A 14,485-nucleotide genomic window follows, 5' to 3' on the forward strand; every position below is an offset into this window, starting at 1 on the left:
GAAGGAAATAAGCCGGATGTTGAAGGAGGGAAATTTAATAGCATTATGAAAAATAACTTGATCATTTCTGAAAAAATATACTATTTAAAGAATTTCTAAAAGAACTTCCAGCTTCCATCACCCAGATTCCATCATCCTCACTAAAAATAAATTAACTACCTTTATATTATACAAATATGAAACACCGGCTATGAAAAAAATAATTGTTATCCTTCTTGTTGCATTTATCATCATTCAGTTTTTCCCGATTGATAAAACGAATCCGTCACCTACCCCAGGTATGGATTTTATGAAGATTAAAAACACTCCGGAGAAAATTGCACGTACTCTTAGAACGTCATGCTATGACTGCCATTCCAATGAAACAAAATATCCCTGGTATGCCAATATCTCCCCTACTTCGTGGTGGGTAAAAAATCATATTGATGAAGGCAGAAAACATCTTAATTTTTCTACCTTTGCAGTATATGAACCTAAGAGACAGCTTCATAAACTGGAAGAATGTATAGAAATGGTTGAGAAAAAAGAAATGCCGCTTGAGTCTTATTATTTAGGGCATCAGGACGCCAAACTGTCTGATGAACAGCGTGCAGATCTTATTCAATATTTCAAAAAAGTAAAAGAAGACACAGAGCGAGGAATCATGTTTAATAAGTAAAGCGATGGAAAACTGGGAAAATAAACATATTGTATTTTTTGACGGAGATTGCGGAGTTTGCAATTTCTGGGTGCAGTGGATTTTGGAGCGGGACACAAAAGACCAATTTATGTTTGCTTCTCTTCAATCTGATTTTGGGCAGCAGTTTTTATCCGAAAGAGGATTAGAAACTAATGTCTTCAATACCATGTATCTGTGGAAACCGGGACGTTATTATCAGATAAAATCTAAGGCTGTACTTGAAATTGCCAATTTACTGGGAGGAGTTTATAAACTTTCTTTTGTTGGGAAAATTTTTCCTGCATTCCTCAGTGACAAAATGTATGATGTTATTTCCAGAAACAGGATGAAACTGGCCAATCAGAAGTGTTATTTACCGGATCAGCATCAGAAGAAAAAGTTTATTCAGGTGTAATTATTCTGACAATTCATTTAACTTATAAAAATGCCATTCCGTAAGAATTTCCTGCAATATTAATTTTTTGACAGGTTCCTACGGAATGACAAATAAGACATATAGTTGTTTTTGTTTAATGTTTAATTAATGGAAATTAAACTGAAGAACAGTCTCTTACCAGCTTAATCAATTATCAATTATCAATTATTACCCATTGCTCATTACTTATAAATTAAGCGACCATACAGAATAAGAATTCGGCGGACACTGGATTTTCACCCATTTGTCTCCCTGAGTAGTTGGATACCAGTTTGAATTTCCAGTAAAATCTTTGATCTGCTGGCTGCTCCAATTGGTTTCTATCCATCTTTCCTGCCAACTGGAGGAAGTGTTAATGTAAACAACAAGTCCGGGATTTCCATTATATCCGTTACGTCTTGCGATGTATTCGTCATTATCGGTATATAGAATGGAAGTTGTTCCGGTAGCTTTATTATTATGAATCCATATCAGATTATTCAGTTTCTCTTTATTTAACCATTCTTCATAATCTCTGTAGAAAATGGTAGGATAACCTTCATGGGTTAAGATATAGGCATATGCAGGCATCTTGTTGTAAATCACATCTGTGTCATGATTGGCCACAAAGGTTACTGCTTTGTACGGATTTCTTTTCCACATCATATCATCATTCAGAGCATTTAAGTTTCCATTATCAAAAGCTTCATCCATTTTATAATAAGCGGCAAAATCAAATACGGAACTGTTGGCATTGTTTGCCCACCACTCCAGAGTATTTACGTTAGAATCCCATAGTTCTCCTACAGAAAATCCTCCTACATTAGAATTCCATGCATTAACAACCCATGGGCCGAAACCTTTCACATAGTCGAATCTCCAGCCGTCAAATTTCATGACGTTTTTATAATATTTTGCCACAGAATCGTCTCTTCCCCACAGCCAGTCCTGTACATAAGGGTTGGCATGGCACAAATCGGGAAACCCGCCAAAGGCCCCTTCATCATTATTTCCGTAGGAATTTTTATAAAAATCATTATAACTTCTTGGAAATTTCCCTGATGCTACTCCTGAAAAATTAGTCCAGGTATTGGTACCTGTGTAAGGATTGGCTTCAGATTGTCCGCCACTATTGTGATTAATTACAATATCAGCGTATACCTGCATATTTTCGGCATGTGCTTTGGTAATTAATGCTTCCAGTTCGGTTCTGGATCCGAAGCGGGTCTCTACGCTTCCATTCTGGTTAAAATTTCCAAAATCATAATAATCTGTAGGATCATACCCCATAGAATAAGCTCCGTTCTGTGCTTTTGATGCCGGTGGTAACCATACAGCACCAATTCCTGCATCAGACCAGGCTGTCAGCTTATCCTTAACGGTATTCCACCAGTTGCCTCCGTCCGGAACATCCCAATAGAAACCTTGCATAAGCACTCCTCCGCCCGGGCCGGATACAAATTTACCCTGCAGAGATCCGGATCCGTTTCCGGTACTGAAAGGGCGGCCGTCATGATGGGTTACATTCACGGTTTTGTTGTGAACCTCTTCCTGTTTGGAGGGTTCTGTCATCAATTCATCACTTGTACGGCATGAGCTTACTAATGCTAAAGCCAGTAGTGAAAGGAAAAAGTTAGTTTTTTTCATCGTAATAATTAATTATCATTCTATTAAACAATATACAATTTTATTGAAAACAAATTCAAACGACAGGGAAATATTTTAATTTTTCACAATAAATAAAGTAGAAAAGCATTTAGATTTTTCATTAAAAAATCATAAATTTTTAAGATTCTCGAAGTCATTTTTCTTTTAATGCATATATTTGCATACTATGGAATACAATACCCAAAAAACTCAGCTTCATATGCCGGAATATGGCAGAATAATACAACAGTTGGTTGAGCGCTGCAAAGAACTTCCTACCAAAGAGGAAAGGAACGAAATGGCTATGGCAATCATCGATTTTATGGGTCAGAGAAACCCACAACTTCGCGACGAAGAAAATTATAAACATAAACTTTGGGACCATCTTTATATTCTTGCTAATCATGATCTGGATGTAGATTCTCCTTATCCGTTCCCCACTATGGAACAATTAGCAGAAAAACCTAAAAGAATGGAATATCCAAAACTTCAGGGTGACTTTAAGTTTTACGGAAAAAGTATTCTTCAATTGATAGAAAAAGCAATCGAACTGGAACAGGGTGATGAAAAAGAAGCCCTTATCGAAGTGATTGCCAACAATATGAAGAAATCTTATAATGTCTATAATAAAGAACATGTGACGGATGATGTAATTTTCCGCCACCTGAAAGAACTGTCTGAAAACAGGTTGGATCTTACAGGAATAGATTCTCTTGAGAAAAGTAAAATCTATTACACCAGCAATAACAACAACCGAAATAACAACAATAACAACAACAGGAATAACAACAATAATAAAAATAACCAGCCTAATAAGAGAAGGCACAATAACAATCATAAAAACAGGAAATAATGAGTGGAACATTTCAAATAAGAGGAGGAAAGAGACTGCATGGTGAAATCACTCCACAAGGAGCCAAAAACGAAGCTCTACAAATTTTATGTGCTGTTCTTCTGACGGACGAAGAAGTAAGAATAAAAAACATTCCGGATATTCATGATGTTAACAGACTGATTGAAATTCTTGGAGATTTTGGAGTAAAAATTACTAAAAACGGACAGGGAGATTATACTTTCAAGGCAGATCAGGTTAATTTTGATTATATTAAATCTAACGAGTTCAAAAAAGACGGAGCAAAACTGCGTGGATCCATTATGCTGATGGGACCGATGCTTGCCCGTTACGGAGAAGCTTATATGCCAACTCCGGGTGGTGACAAAATCGGAAGAAGAAGATTAGATACCCACTTTCAGGGACTTGTAGAATTAGGTGCTGAATTCAATTATGACGAAGAAGAATATTTCTATTCTTTAAAAGCTAAAGAACTGAGAGGAAAATTCATTCTTCTGGAAGAAGCTTCTGTAACCGGAACTGCTAACATCGTAATGGCAGCAGCTTTAGCAAAAGGAAAAACAAGAATCTACAACGCAGCGTGCGAACCTTATCTTCAGCAATTATGCAAAATGCTGAATAGAATGGGAGCCAATATCTCAGGAATCGGATCTAACCTTCTTACGATTGAAGGAGTTGATTACCTTAGAGGAACGGAGCACACAATGCTTCCGGACATGGTAGAAATCGGATCCTGGATTGGTCTTGCAGCCATGACAAAATCTGAAATCACGATCAAAAATGTAAACTGGAACCAGCTTGGTGTCATCCCGAATACATTCAGAAAATTAGGAATTCAGCTTGAGCAAAGTGGTGATGATATCTACATTCCTGCTCAGGAACATTATAAAATTCAGAAATTTATTGATGGTTCAATCCTTACTATTTCTGATGCACCTTGGCCAGGATTTACACCGGATTTATTATCGATCATTTTAGTGGTGGCTACTCAGGCAAAAGGAAGTATTCTTGTTCACCAGAAAATGTTTGAATCCAGATTATTCTTTGTAGATAAATTAATCGATATGGGTGCTCAGATCATTTTATGTGATCCGCACAGAGCTACAGTAATCGGATTGAATCAGGAAGCTCCGTTAAGAGGAACAACAATGGTTTCCCCTGATATCAGAGCCGGAAATGCCCTTCTTATTGCAGCACTTTCTGCAGAAGGAAAATCTATTATCCACAATATCGAACAGATTGACAGAGGATATGAAAATATTGATGGAAGACTGAAGGCAATTGGTGCTGACATCGAAAGAATCTAAAAATATTTTATTTAATGATAGAAAAGCGTTCAGAAGACTCTGAACGCTTTTTTGTTTAACCACCCCGTCAAAAATTCTTTGAATTTTCGACACCCCTCCAGAGGAGGGGAATTTTGTACCAATCGATTATCTGCTTTTAGTATAAAATAAAAAGTGCCCGGTACAAGGAACCGGACACTTTGAGTAATTAAAACTATATGAATCTCACTTAAAAATATGTTCTGCAGGTATATTCTACCGTCGTATTGATAAGTTTATTTTTATTCAGATAGACTTCAAGCTGTTGAAAATCTTCTGAATTGACATTAATATATAACTGTACTGAACCGAAACTGTATCCGTTCACATACTCCACATTAGCTGACAACACTCTATGACAGATGCCCAATTGATTGTAGATGGTATTCATTAAATGCTCAAATTTCATTTTGCCATTCAACTCTATTTCCAATAACAATTCTTTCTTAGGCAGGTTTATTTTATTTTGTAAAACCTGCAGGCCGGGATTAGGTGTAATCATCGCTAAACATTTTTTGGTTAAACATTGTCAGATCATCTTGCGCTCTGCATGTAAATCTGTGACAAAAATATAAAAAAATATTAGTCCACCAAATTAGTAGACTAATATTTTCAAAAATTTAACATAAAAAAAGAAGCCTGTTCAGCTTCTTTCAATATTTTAGAAATTTCCTACTCTTTCCAGTTTGTCAGAACCGGCAAGTCCATTAGGATTGCAACCTGGCTCACCTTCAGGGACTTTCAGGTTTTTCTTGTTGTAAAATTCTTCCCAGAAAGTGTTTGTTTTTCCTGTTTTCGGATCAATAAATGTCATGGGTTCCAATTTGAAAATATTTTCTGCCCGAAAAGCTCTTTCCACAAAATCTGAACAGTAATAAGAACTTTCATCCAGAATATAGTTGAAATTGTAGGGTTTTCCCAACATCGAATTGGCCTTTGTAAGAGCATCAGGAATTGCTTTCTGATATTCCGGCTTTAAACGGTAAATGACCACTTCCTGCCCTTCTTCCTTCTGGCCTTTAATAAAATCTTTCAAATCCTGTTTCTGGGAACCACCTTTTGGAGCAGCGTGCAGAACAAACATCTTCCTACCCTCTTTTTCCAGAATTCCTATATGATCAAAAGAAGCTGCCTTTTGTTTTTGAGTTACATTATTAATCGCTCCGGAAAGGCCGGATTCTTTGGCTGTAACAAAAAGGAGATCTCCATTTTTGAGTTGTATTTTACCCGAATTATGATGACACTGAACCAGCAAAATCATTAAACATAACAAAATCCCAAAACCAATAATTTCTTTGATTTTTTTGCTAAAAAATATTTTATATTCAGACATTCCTTTCTATTTTCGGTGCCAAAATTACAAAATAGAATTCATTACATTTGTGGGAATATTGATCTATTCTTCACACCAACCCAAACATTTCCCAAACTCTTATGCCACATATTTTATTAGTTGAAGACGATGACAGACTTTCTAAACTGATTACAAAAGGATTTCAGGAAGCTGAATTTGAAGTCACTGTAGCATATGACGGAATCACAGGACTGAAGCTGGCGCTACAAAATCATTTTGATCTGGTTGTGACGGATGTTATATTACCCAAAAAAGACGGCCTGGAATTCTGTCATGAAATCAAAACCTTAAAACCTGATCTTCCGGTCATTATGCTTACTGCATTGGGAACTACAGATGATAAACTTGAAGGATTTGATGCCGGAGCGGATGATTATCTCACCAAACCTTTTGAAATGCGGGAACTGGTAGCCAGAATAAAAGTGCTTCTGAAACGTTTTTCACAACAGATCCATCAAAAAATTTCAGTTCTTAAATATGAAGGAATAGAAATGAATCTGGAACAGAAAACCGTGAATCGCGATCATACTCCGATAAAATTGACGCCTAAAGAGTTTAATCTTTTAAAATTCATGCTGGAAAACGCTGAAAGGGTTCTTTCCAGAAGTGAAATTGCAGAGAAAGTATGGGAAACTCATTTTGATACCGGTACCAATTTTATTGATGTTTATATTAATTATCTCCGAAAGAAAATAGATAAAGATTTTGAAACCAAACTGATTCATACCAAAGCCGGCATGGGATTTATTCTGAAAAAAGACTACGAATCAGGCACTGTACAGTAATTATTACGATTAACTAAAAATCCGGATGAAAATAAGAACCAGACTTACGCTGCTTTTTACTCTAATCACTGCAATGCTGCTGGGCATTTACAGTGTTTCGATCTATTATTCATCCAAGGAAGCCAGAGAGAAATCTTTTTACAGCGAACTTCAGAATGAAGCGATTGCCAAAGCTGATTTATTTTTCCGAAGTTCACTTCCCGAACAGGAAATGCATAAACTTTATAAAAACAATACCAGAACTCTTAATGAAGTTCAGGTTGCGATTTATGATGTAGATAAGAAGCTGGTGTACCACGATGATGCCAAAGTAGATTATGTAAAGGAAACTCCGGAAATGCTTTCTGAGATTTTTCAGAAGAAGAGAATTGATTTCTTTCTCAATGATCTTCAGGTAATCGGGATGGTATATCATTTCGAAGGAAAAACTTACGCGGTAACGGCTGCGGCATATGACCAATACGGATATGATTATCTGACTCACCTTCTTACCATCAGTATTATTTCATTTTTCATTATTCTGATTTTGATTTATCTGGCCGGAATATTTCTTTCCAAGAAAGCATTGAGCCCAGTCAGTGAAATGGTTACTCAGATTAAAAAAATTACAGCAGGAAAACTTCAGTTGCGCCTAAAAACAACAAAGGAAAAAGATGAACTAAATGAGCTTGCCCAAAATTTCAATGGAATGCTGGAAAGACTCGAAAATTCTTTTGATTCGCAAAAACATTTTGTTTCCAATATCTCCCACGAATTAAGAACTCCTCTGGCCGCCATTATTACTGAGCTGGAACTGGCTTCTGCAAAAGATAAAACCAAAGAAGAATACAAGGAAACCATCCAATATGCACTGGAAGATGCCCGAAATATGGTAACCCTTTCCAATAGTTTGATGGATCTTGCCAAAGCGAGCTATGATCCCAATGAGATCAGTTTTTCGGAAGTGCGTCTGGATGAAGTTCTTCTGGAATCTTATACTAAAATCACAAAAGAAAACCCAGGATATAAAGTTTCGCTAAACATAGAAGATTCAGTAGAAGAACATCAGCTTATTATTCAAGGCAATGAATACCTTCTTCAGGTTGCTTTTAATAATCTTATTGATAATGCCTGCAAATATTCACCGGAACATACCTGTTTGATAGATATAAAAGCTAATTCAAAAATTCTTTTAATACATTTTACGAATACAGGAAATGTTATCAGTGAAGAGGATCTAAAGCATATCTTCGAGCCATTTTACAGAAGCGAAACTTCAAAACAGGAAAAAGGTCACGGGATAGGATTATTTCTCACCGAAAAAATCATTCTGCTCCATCACGCAAAAATCAACGTTGAATCAGAACATAATAAAACTGTTTTTACAATAGTATTTGTGATAAATAAATTAATTGGTCAGAAACTTCATTCAAATTGACTTGAACCTTAACCTTCTTAAAACCTTCATTTACTTAATGATTCGCTTCTCTAATCATGAGAAAGAGATTTTTTATTGAAAACAGTAGTTCCAATACTGGCCGCAATCACACAGGCAATAGAAATCCATTGTAAAAAAGATAATTCCTCAGCAAGAAAAACCAATCCGGAAAGTGCTGCAAATGCAGGTTCCAGACTCATCAGAATACTGAACGTTTTTGCCGGAAGTCTTTTCAAAGCCATTATTTCCAATGAAAAGGGCAATGCACTTGAAAGAATAGCCACGCCAAGCCCTTTTACGAAAATCGTTGGAGTAAGATTGAAAACAGCGCCATCCCATATGGCAAATTAAATAATTATATAAAATACTGATTATTAAACTTTTACAAACACAAACATAAAATAATCTGAAATTTATTTGAAATTTCAATTTTTAATTTTTATTACTTTGGTGTTCTGGAATCTTTCCTTATCCACTCAATGCCTACTAAAGGATGGTCTTTTGTAAGGATTAAATCCGGTTTTATAGGTTTTTTTAATACTATCTGTGTTTCCTGCTTTTTTCCGACTGAAATACCCCTTAAAACTATTTCAAAAGTCACCTGTTCGCCTACGTTCAGGAATCCTGCTCTGAATGCAAGCTTGTTGTAACAATACACATCTAGAACCTGCGATTTTTCAAAAGAGTTTATGCGAATGATTCTCTCTGTTAAACCATCCTTTTCTGTTTCTAAAAAAATCTTTAAAACTGTTCCGGATATTTGCATAATTAAATTTACAACTTTCCGGCAAAGCAAAATAAGTAAAGCGACAGAACTTGACGCATTAAAAAAGTTATCCACAAAAAATCCCCGGATTTCTCCGAGGATAAAAAATGAATTTAAAAATAAAAACGGACTATACATTAATATTGTTATATAGTCCGTTTGATGTTAAATTAGCTGCTTGTGCAAACTTTTCACAAATTAGTGAGAATATTTTACCATTTACTATTAAAATTTGTTTGTTTTTAATTATAATAGATTATAGTGTTTTAATACGTCAAGTTTTGTCGCTGCCTAGCTTGATATTTGTTGAAAAGTAATAAAAGTTAAAATATTGTTTTTTTGAACTAATTCACTACTTTTGCAAACTTTTTGCTTTTTGAGTAAATAATTGTATATTTAAAAAAAATAAATGCTATGTATAACTGCTTTGATGTTGCAAAACAATTTCTAAAGTTAGCTAAAGAAGACGGAGAGGTCCTAGAGCCAATGAAGCTTCTTAAGCTTACTTATATTGCGCACGGTTGGTATCTTGGCTTTTACGATAAGCCTTTGATAAAAAATAGTGTACAGGCTTGGAAATATGGCCCTGTAATACCCGAGTTATACCATGTCACTAAGCGTTTTGGCCACGGTAATGTAGATATTGAAATTGTTGATTTATATTCAGAAAACAAACTATCTAACCAAGACAGGACTTTCTTAAAAACTATCTGGAACGCCTATAAAGGATTTACTGGACTACAACTTTCTACTAAAACACATATGGATAATACTCCGTGGAAAGAAGCTTATGACCCGAAAGTGTATCATAAAGTTATTACTAACGAAATAATTAAAGAGCATTACAAAAAACTAATTGATGAGCGAAGATAATACAACGCCAAACAACCATGAAAACCCAACTTCAGAAGAAGTAACCGAATTTTTTAATGAATTTAATCCGGAAGATGAAGCACCTGGAGAAGAGGAAATAAGTGAAGCTTCTGGAGAACTGATTGTCGATACAGATACTTCCACTGATTCTAGTAACTTTATTAAGCACGAGGAACTAAGATTAAAAGTTTTAGAGTTTAAACTCAAGAAAAAAACTCAACTAAAAGAAAGTCATTCAAAATTCAAGGATAAAAAAAACGAACGAAAACTGAGAAAAGAAAATGCTAAAAAAGCCTTTTGGTTCTCTAGCATATGGGCTGTATTTATTGCTTTTTTTATACTCTTACACGGCTTCAAAGATTTTAAGATACCTCTTATTTTTAAGACCATACACTTACAATTTAAAATCACAGAAGCTGAGTTTATGTTTGTATGTGGAACACTTACAGCGTCCATTCTAATTTTCTACCTCACAGTAATAAAAAATTTATTCCCCAACAAAATAGAAGACAAGCAGACATCGGAAAAAAAAGATAATTAAAGCCTCACTTAGAGGCAATTTTTATTTAGAATTTTTCCCAAGCAAAGTGCATCCAGTCATAATTCTTTTCACGTCCAAGGCTTACAAAACCATGCTTATAGAATATATCAATCATAGGCTTATATTCCGGACGTGCAAATCTAGCCGTTATGGCTGTTTCTTTTAATTTGTTCCTGGCTGGGTCAAGGTCAATAGCAAGTCCCCAGGCGTGCACGGAATAACATACCCCTCCTCTCTTTTGGCGGAAATTAAAACATCCACCGTACAAATCGATTCCAAGCTCCTTTAATCTTTCATATCCGTAAAATCCCAAAAGATCATTAAAAATCGCCTTTAATGGCTCAGCAATATCTTTATGGCAAGATATTTTTTTAACTGATTTTTCGACATCCCAAGCAATGCGCATTGGATATGGCAAATCAATGGTTACAAGATAGCCGGATCCTGTCTCATTTGGGAACCCGAATCTTTTAATATATTGTGATGTTGTTTTCATTATTAATCATCATTTTTTTCTTTTATATCCTTTTCTTCTTTTTTGATCTTTAACAAGTGAAGCCTTATCTGAAGAAAAAGTAAAATGCACCCTCCGATAAAAAGGATAGATTTTTCAACGGATTCAGTTGTTATAATACCGGCACCAGTAAATAGATATGTTAGCATGTTCATTGCTTTTTCTTTGATTTCTGCCATTGTCTTTTTTCAATTAAAATAATACCTACGATACATACTGAAAAAGGTATTATGGTGTACATTCTACTATATTCAAAATCAAAAAAGAATTTTAATACAACGTATATTAAAATACTTATAGATAGCGAAATACCTATTTTACGCACAACACTACTCTTGTTTTGCCAGAAAAGTAATAGCAACGTTAAGTAATTCGCTATAAAATATAATCCACTCCAAATTTGATTATTTGGATCTCCTATTGTTGAATATATCAAAGTAAAGATCATCAATAGTATTAATGGTATTTCGCTAGATCTTATCATTTTAGAATCCTTTTCCGGGTGTTACAGCTCCATCGTCTTCCGCTAATCTTGACGTTACGGACCTATTATTATTTGTATTCCAGAATTTAGCAAGAATGACAGATCCTATTCCGTAAATTAATTTTACGGCATCTTCATTGTGAACTAAATTCTCTACTATTTTAAACTGCTGGTCTAATGCAATAGATAGTACCCATCCGATTAACGCCCAATTTTTTGCGATAAACTTTTTCATTTTTAATTATCATTTTTTAGCAGAGTTTCTTTGTATACATTACCTTCGTTAGTAATCTTCACATAGTAAACCCCTTTATTCATAGATTCAATATTAACTGGCTCCGATTCGTTTAAACTCTTGCTCAGAATTGTATTACCTAGCATATCATATATTTCAACCTTACTACTATTTTTTAGCTTTAAAGAAAAACTACTTTTTGCCGGATTTGGATATAAAATGTAACCTTTAGAAACTCTCTCTGTTTCGGTAGGATTTAGATACAGTCTATTTACTGAATCATCTTTAATACATCTTACATTACCACCTCTTGGCTTATACATTGAATTTACCTGTAATGATTTTGTAGAACCAGGTATCCCGCCTGACCAGTAGAAAACCAAGGCAGATACATAATTCAAATAGCCCAAAGATGTAGTACTCCAATACATTCCGGAAGCATTATTTGAAGTCATTGTTCCTCCCACATTTTGAGTTCCTGCTGCAGGTAAGAAAAGAGAGTTATTAATCAGAATACCGCTTGTATGTCTATTATATACATCGTATCCGTCCTCATAGAAGTTTCCAACCCATTGAACAGAGTTGTTGGCAATTATACCTTTCCATTCTGCACCCGTTGGGATCCTATATCCAGAAGGGCACGGATCATTAGCTGTTTTTGTAGCATCACTCAAGGCATTATCAGGTGCTGAAACATTCCAATCAGTTGAAGTATCTACTTTGTTGGAAGCTCCCCATTGAAACTTATCACCTTTAATTCCAAGCGAAGGGGTTGAAGCTGGCAAAGATGTATCTGCACCAATATTGTAATCAAGAAATGTCCTCAAATCACCAGGCGCTACATAAGCTTGTTGATTTTGTGAATTACCAGCAATGCTAATTAAGGATAGCATCAATCCTAAAAATAGATTTCTCATTTTGTTAAAATTTTAATTATTATTATTTCTAAGAATGTTTACTATTCTATAAGCAGTAAGCGATTTTGCACCACTTCTAAGTCTTAGCGTATATCCAGCAGTATTATCAGATGTTTTCACAGCAAAAAACCTAAATGATAATCTTTGATTGGTTGCGGCAACTCCATCTATGTTAATTCCCTTAATATCCTGATCAATAACCACTCCGCTAGGATTAACAATTGAAGCCTCTAAAGTACCGTCAGCACCGCCCCCAGCGTATGAAACTTCAAGTACTATTCTAAAAATATTTAAATTTTTGTCTGATGTATCTAAAATATTTCCTGCAGCAGATATTAATTCTGATACCGTAGCACCTGTTTTAGAAGCTAATGTATTCACTACCCAAGTAGAACTAGTATTAAGATTAATATCTACAGTAGTATTAGTATTTAAAGCACCTAAAGAAGCACCTGAATTCGTTAGTAAAATCGTTGATATAGGATTAGTCAATATATCACCGCTTCCAAGTAAAGAAGTACCGTTTATAGTTTTTATATTCGTTCCTGAAGTTAGTAATGTTTGTTTAGGTCTCATATTACCTATGAAATCCATATCTGAAACTACTCTTCTAACAATCTTGGTTGAACTTGCTCCTCCATCTCCATTATCTACTCCTAATAATGTAACCATGACTCCTGCAATATCATTGTTCCATATAGGAGATGCGTTTGACGCCTTTGGAATAAGAATGCTAGTTACAAAACCATTTTTAATAACGTTAGATAAAGTTGAAGTTGTTTGATTTAATCCGTCCGTTTGAGTTGTAATGTTTTGAGCTAGCAGTTGAGCAGAATGTATTCTGACCTCAAATAATGGAAGAGAAGGGGCTGCTTGACCATAAGTATATGATACTCTCAAGATATAGTTTGTGGCATCTTGAGTATAATCTATTATTTTTATAGATGGTATTACTCCTCCCGCTGTAGTTAAACTTGTTTTATCTTCCCACCCAAAAGTACCATCTGGCTTTGCTATAATCTGCTTCGTATAAGTTGAGTCACCTTGTAATGCCGTAGCTTTAATACCTGCTACCGTAATAGTATTGGTTGTTACAGGATTTCTTGTTGTTACTGTTTGCAGGGTGTCAGCTTCACCAGGAGTCATATCTATATAAGCGCTTCCAGACCATCTATAAATTTTATTAGTATCTAAAGCCAAATATATTTTTCCAGATTCACCAGGAACAGGAAAAGCTGCTAAATTAACTCCCTCAATTACATCATCAACATAACTCGGAAGCTGTGAAGCCGGAACTTTTCCACCAACTAAATCTGCTTTGTTCAACAAATCAGATTCCTGCGCAAAAGGATCAGGGCTCTGGTTTTTAAATGCGGCCAAGTCATATGCAGAAGGATCAAATGTGCCGCCTCCTCCACTTGATCCTGGCTTAAAATTTACCCATCCCTCAGAAACTAAAAAATCAATTGCAACCTTCGGATCACTACTTATAGAACCTCCATTGTATAACAAAGAATCTAACGGTCCTGAGTATATTACATCAGTTACATTAAGAACATAAACGACATATTTATTAGCCCCTGCTATTAGTTCATTTTTTATTTTTATCCCTGCTTGTGATAGGTAAACAGTATTTCCATTATTCCCAATCACATATTTAGCACCGCTACTTGTTTTTCCTATTTCAAATGCCATATTTTA

Annotated in this window: 17 protein-coding genes and 1 pseudogene; 8 read left to right on the forward strand and 10 right to left on the reverse strand. The window is 35.1% G+C overall.

The features are described from left to right. The first annotated feature begins 190 nt into the window (after positions 1-190). Together CLU97_RS16495 and CLU97_RS16500 are read left to right on the forward strand one after the other, a co-directional pair. The gene (locus CLU97_RS16495; RefSeq protein WP_121488898.1) at positions 191-658 is read left to right on the forward strand and encodes a heme-binding domain-containing protein; all 468 of its coding nucleotides are present in this window, start codon (positions 191-193) and stop codon (positions 656-658) included. A gap of 4 nt (positions 659-662) precedes the next feature. Continuing rightward, positions 663-1,073: a thiol-disulfide oxidoreductase DCC family protein gene (locus tag CLU97_RS16500; RefSeq protein ID WP_121488899.1), complete on the forward strand. Its 411-nt coding sequence runs from the start codon at positions 663-665 to the stop codon at positions 1,071-1,073. A gap of 207 nt (positions 1,074-1,280) precedes the next feature. Here CLU97_RS16500 and CLU97_RS16505 read toward each other — a convergent pair whose 3' ends face one another. Then, positions 1,281-2,720 (reverse strand): alpha-amylase, encoded by a 1,440-nt coding sequence (locus CLU97_RS16505; RefSeq protein WP_121488900.1) that lies wholly within the window; start codon positions 2,718-2,720, stop codon positions 1,281-1,283. Positions 2,721-2,907: 187 nt separating this feature from the next. On the opposite strand from CLU97_RS16505, the gene CLU97_RS16510 reads away from it, so the two are divergent. Both CLU97_RS16510 and murA read left to right on the forward strand, forming a co-directional pair. Then, positions 2,908-3,573: a DUF4290 domain-containing protein gene (locus CLU97_RS16510; protein ID WP_121488901.1), complete on the forward strand. Its 666-nt coding sequence runs from the start codon at positions 2,908-2,910 to the stop codon at positions 3,571-3,573. After that, complete coding sequence (murA, locus tag CLU97_RS16515; protein WP_121488902.1) at positions 3,573-4,880, forward strand: UDP-N-acetylglucosamine 1-carboxyvinyltransferase; 1,308 nt, start codon at positions 3,573-3,575, stop codon at positions 4,878-4,880. Before CLU97_RS16510 ends, murA begins: the two co-directional genes overlap by 1 nt. 208 nt (positions 4,881-5,088) lie before the next feature. Here the strand turns inward: murA and CLU97_RS16520 are convergent, their stop codons facing one another. Together CLU97_RS16520 and CLU97_RS16525 are read right to left on the reverse strand one after the other, a co-directional pair. Next, positions 5,089-5,400, reverse strand: a complete 312-nt coding sequence (locus tag CLU97_RS16520; RefSeq protein ID WP_121488903.1) for an NIL domain-containing protein — start codon at positions 5,398-5,400, stop codon at positions 5,089-5,091. Between the two features lie 159 nt (positions 5,401-5,559). Continuing rightward, entirely contained in the window at positions 5,560-6,231 is a 672-nt protein-coding gene (locus tag CLU97_RS16525) for a YiiX/YebB-like N1pC/P60 family cysteine hydrolase (RefSeq protein WP_121488904.1), read from the reverse strand. A gap of 101 nt (positions 6,232-6,332) precedes the next feature. Between CLU97_RS16525 and CLU97_RS16530 the strand changes: the two genes are divergently transcribed. Continuing rightward, positions 6,333-7,037, forward strand: coding sequence for a response regulator transcription factor (locus CLU97_RS16530; protein WP_121488905.1), 705 nt, complete (start codon positions 6,333-6,335; stop codon positions 7,035-7,037). A 25-nt stretch (positions 7,038-7,062) separates the two neighbouring features. Then, on the forward strand, positions 7,063-8,454 hold the full coding sequence (locus CLU97_RS16535; protein ID WP_121488906.1) for an ATP-binding protein: 1,392 nt from the start codon (positions 7,063-7,065) through the stop codon (positions 8,452-8,454). A 50-nt stretch (positions 8,455-8,504) separates the two neighbouring features. Here CLU97_RS16535 and CLU97_RS16540 read toward each other — a convergent pair. Further along, a pseudogene (locus CLU97_RS16540) lies at positions 8,505-8,795 on the reverse strand (EamA family transporter); the annotation flags it as partial. A 101-nt stretch (positions 8,796-8,896) separates the two neighbouring features. Continuing rightward, positions 8,897-9,220 carry a hypothetical protein gene (locus CLU97_RS16545; RefSeq protein WP_121488907.1) on the reverse strand — a complete coding sequence of 108 codons (324 nt, stop codon included), beginning with the start codon at positions 9,218-9,220 and terminating at the stop codon, positions 8,897-8,899. A 414-nt stretch (positions 9,221-9,634) separates the two neighbouring features. Here CLU97_RS16545 and CLU97_RS16550 point away from each other — a divergent pair, with 414 nt between their 5' ends. Both CLU97_RS16550 and CLU97_RS16555 read left to right on the forward strand, forming a co-directional pair. Next, entirely contained in the window at positions 9,635-10,093 is a 459-nt protein-coding gene (locus tag CLU97_RS16550; RefSeq protein WP_121488908.1) for a Panacea domain-containing protein, read from the forward strand. Next, positions 10,080-10,634: a hypothetical protein gene (locus CLU97_RS16555; protein ID WP_121488909.1), complete on the forward strand. Its 555-nt coding sequence runs from the start codon at positions 10,080-10,082 to the stop codon at positions 10,632-10,634. The genes CLU97_RS16550 and CLU97_RS16555 overlap by 14 nt, the downstream gene beginning before the upstream one ends. 25 nt (positions 10,635-10,659) lie before the next feature. On the opposite strand, the gene CLU97_RS16560 is transcribed toward CLU97_RS16555, so the two are convergent. The 5 genes from CLU97_RS16560 to CLU97_RS23775 all read right to left on the reverse strand — a co-directional run bounded on the left by CLU97_RS16560 (position 10,660) and on the right by CLU97_RS23775 (position 14,479). Continuing rightward, positions 10,660-11,130, reverse strand: a complete 471-nt coding sequence (locus tag CLU97_RS16560) for a M15 family metallopeptidase (RefSeq protein WP_121488910.1) — start codon at positions 11,128-11,130, stop codon at positions 10,660-10,662. A gap of 2 nt (positions 11,131-11,132) precedes the next feature. Then, positions 11,133-11,327, reverse strand: a complete 195-nt coding sequence (locus tag CLU97_RS16565; protein ID WP_121488911.1) for a hypothetical protein — start codon at positions 11,325-11,327, stop codon at positions 11,133-11,135. Between the two features lie 306 nt (positions 11,328-11,633). Continuing rightward, on the reverse strand, positions 11,634-11,867 hold the full coding sequence (locus CLU97_RS16570; protein ID WP_121488912.1) for a hypothetical protein: 234 nt from the start codon (positions 11,865-11,867) through the stop codon (positions 11,634-11,636). Between the two features lie 2 nt (positions 11,868-11,869). Then, complete coding sequence (locus CLU97_RS16575) at positions 11,870-12,784, reverse strand: T9SS type A sorting domain-containing protein (protein WP_121488913.1); 915 nt, start codon at positions 12,782-12,784, stop codon at positions 11,870-11,872. Between the two features lie 12 nt (positions 12,785-12,796). After that, positions 12,797-14,479, reverse strand: coding sequence for a hypothetical protein (locus CLU97_RS23775; protein ID WP_183084597.1), 1,683 nt, complete (start codon positions 14,477-14,479; stop codon positions 12,797-12,799). Positions 14,480-14,485: the final 6 nt, after the last annotated feature.

The sequence above is a fragment of the Chryseobacterium sp. 7 genome, from assembly GCF_003663845.1.
Taxonomy (GTDB): domain Bacteria; phylum Bacteroidota; class Bacteroidia; order Flavobacteriales; family Weeksellaceae; genus Chryseobacterium.

Excerpts from the sequence above, each read along its gene's own strand:
- murA (WP_121488902.1), top strand. The coding sequence starts at position 3,573 with ATGAGTGGAACATTTCAAATAAGAGGAGGAAAGAGACTGCATGGTGAA.
- CLU97_RS16575 (WP_121488913.1), bottom strand. The coding sequence starts at position 12,784 with ATGAGAAATCTATTTTTAGGATTGATGCTATCCTTAATTAGCATTGCT.
- CLU97_RS16555 (WP_121488909.1), top strand. The coding sequence starts at position 10,080 with ATGAGCGAAGATAATACAACGCCAAACAACCATGAAAACCCAACTTCA.
- CLU97_RS16570 (WP_121488912.1), bottom strand. The coding sequence starts at position 11,867 with ATGAAAAAGTTTATCGCAAAAAATTGGGCGTTAATCGGATGGGTACTA.
- CLU97_RS16505 (WP_121488900.1), bottom strand. The coding sequence starts at position 2,720 with ATGAAAAAAACTAACTTTTTCCTTTCACTACTGGCTTTAGCATTAGTA.
- CLU97_RS16495 (WP_121488898.1), top strand. The coding sequence starts at position 191 with ATGAAAAAAATAATTGTTATCCTTCTTGTTGCATTTATCATCATTCAG.
- CLU97_RS16545 (WP_121488907.1), bottom strand. The coding sequence starts at position 9,220 with ATGCAAATATCCGGAACAGTTTTAAAGATTTTTTTAGAAACAGAAAAG.
- CLU97_RS16535 (WP_121488906.1), top strand. The coding sequence starts at position 7,063 with ATGAAAATAAGAACCAGACTTACGCTGCTTTTTACTCTAATCACTGCA.
- CLU97_RS16500 (WP_121488899.1), top strand. The coding sequence starts at position 663 with ATGGAAAACTGGGAAAATAAACATATTGTATTTTTTGACGGAGATTGC.
- CLU97_RS16565 (WP_121488911.1), bottom strand. The coding sequence starts at position 11,327 with ATGGCAGAAATCAAAGAAAAAGCAATGAACATGCTAACATATCTATTT.
- CLU97_RS16530 (WP_121488905.1), top strand. The coding sequence starts at position 6,333 with ATGCCACATATTTTATTAGTTGAAGACGATGACAGACTTTCTAAACTG.
- CLU97_RS23775 (WP_183084597.1), bottom strand. The coding sequence starts at position 14,479 with ATGGCATTTGAAATAGGAAAAACAAGTAGCGGTGCTAAATATGTGATT.
- CLU97_RS16560 (WP_121488910.1), bottom strand. The coding sequence starts at position 11,130 with ATGAAAACAACATCACAATATATTAAAAGATTCGGGTTCCCAAATGAG.
- CLU97_RS16510 (WP_121488901.1), top strand. The coding sequence starts at position 2,908 with ATGGAATACAATACCCAAAAAACTCAGCTTCATATGCCGGAATATGGC.
- CLU97_RS16525 (WP_121488904.1), bottom strand. The coding sequence starts at position 6,231 with ATGTCTGAATATAAAATATTTTTTAGCAAAAAAATCAAAGAAATTATT.
- CLU97_RS16520 (WP_121488903.1), bottom strand. The coding sequence starts at position 5,400 with ATGATTACACCTAATCCCGGCCTGCAGGTTTTACAAAATAAAATAAAC.
- CLU97_RS16550 (WP_121488908.1), top strand. The coding sequence starts at position 9,635 with ATGTATAACTGCTTTGATGTTGCAAAACAATTTCTAAAGTTAGCTAAA.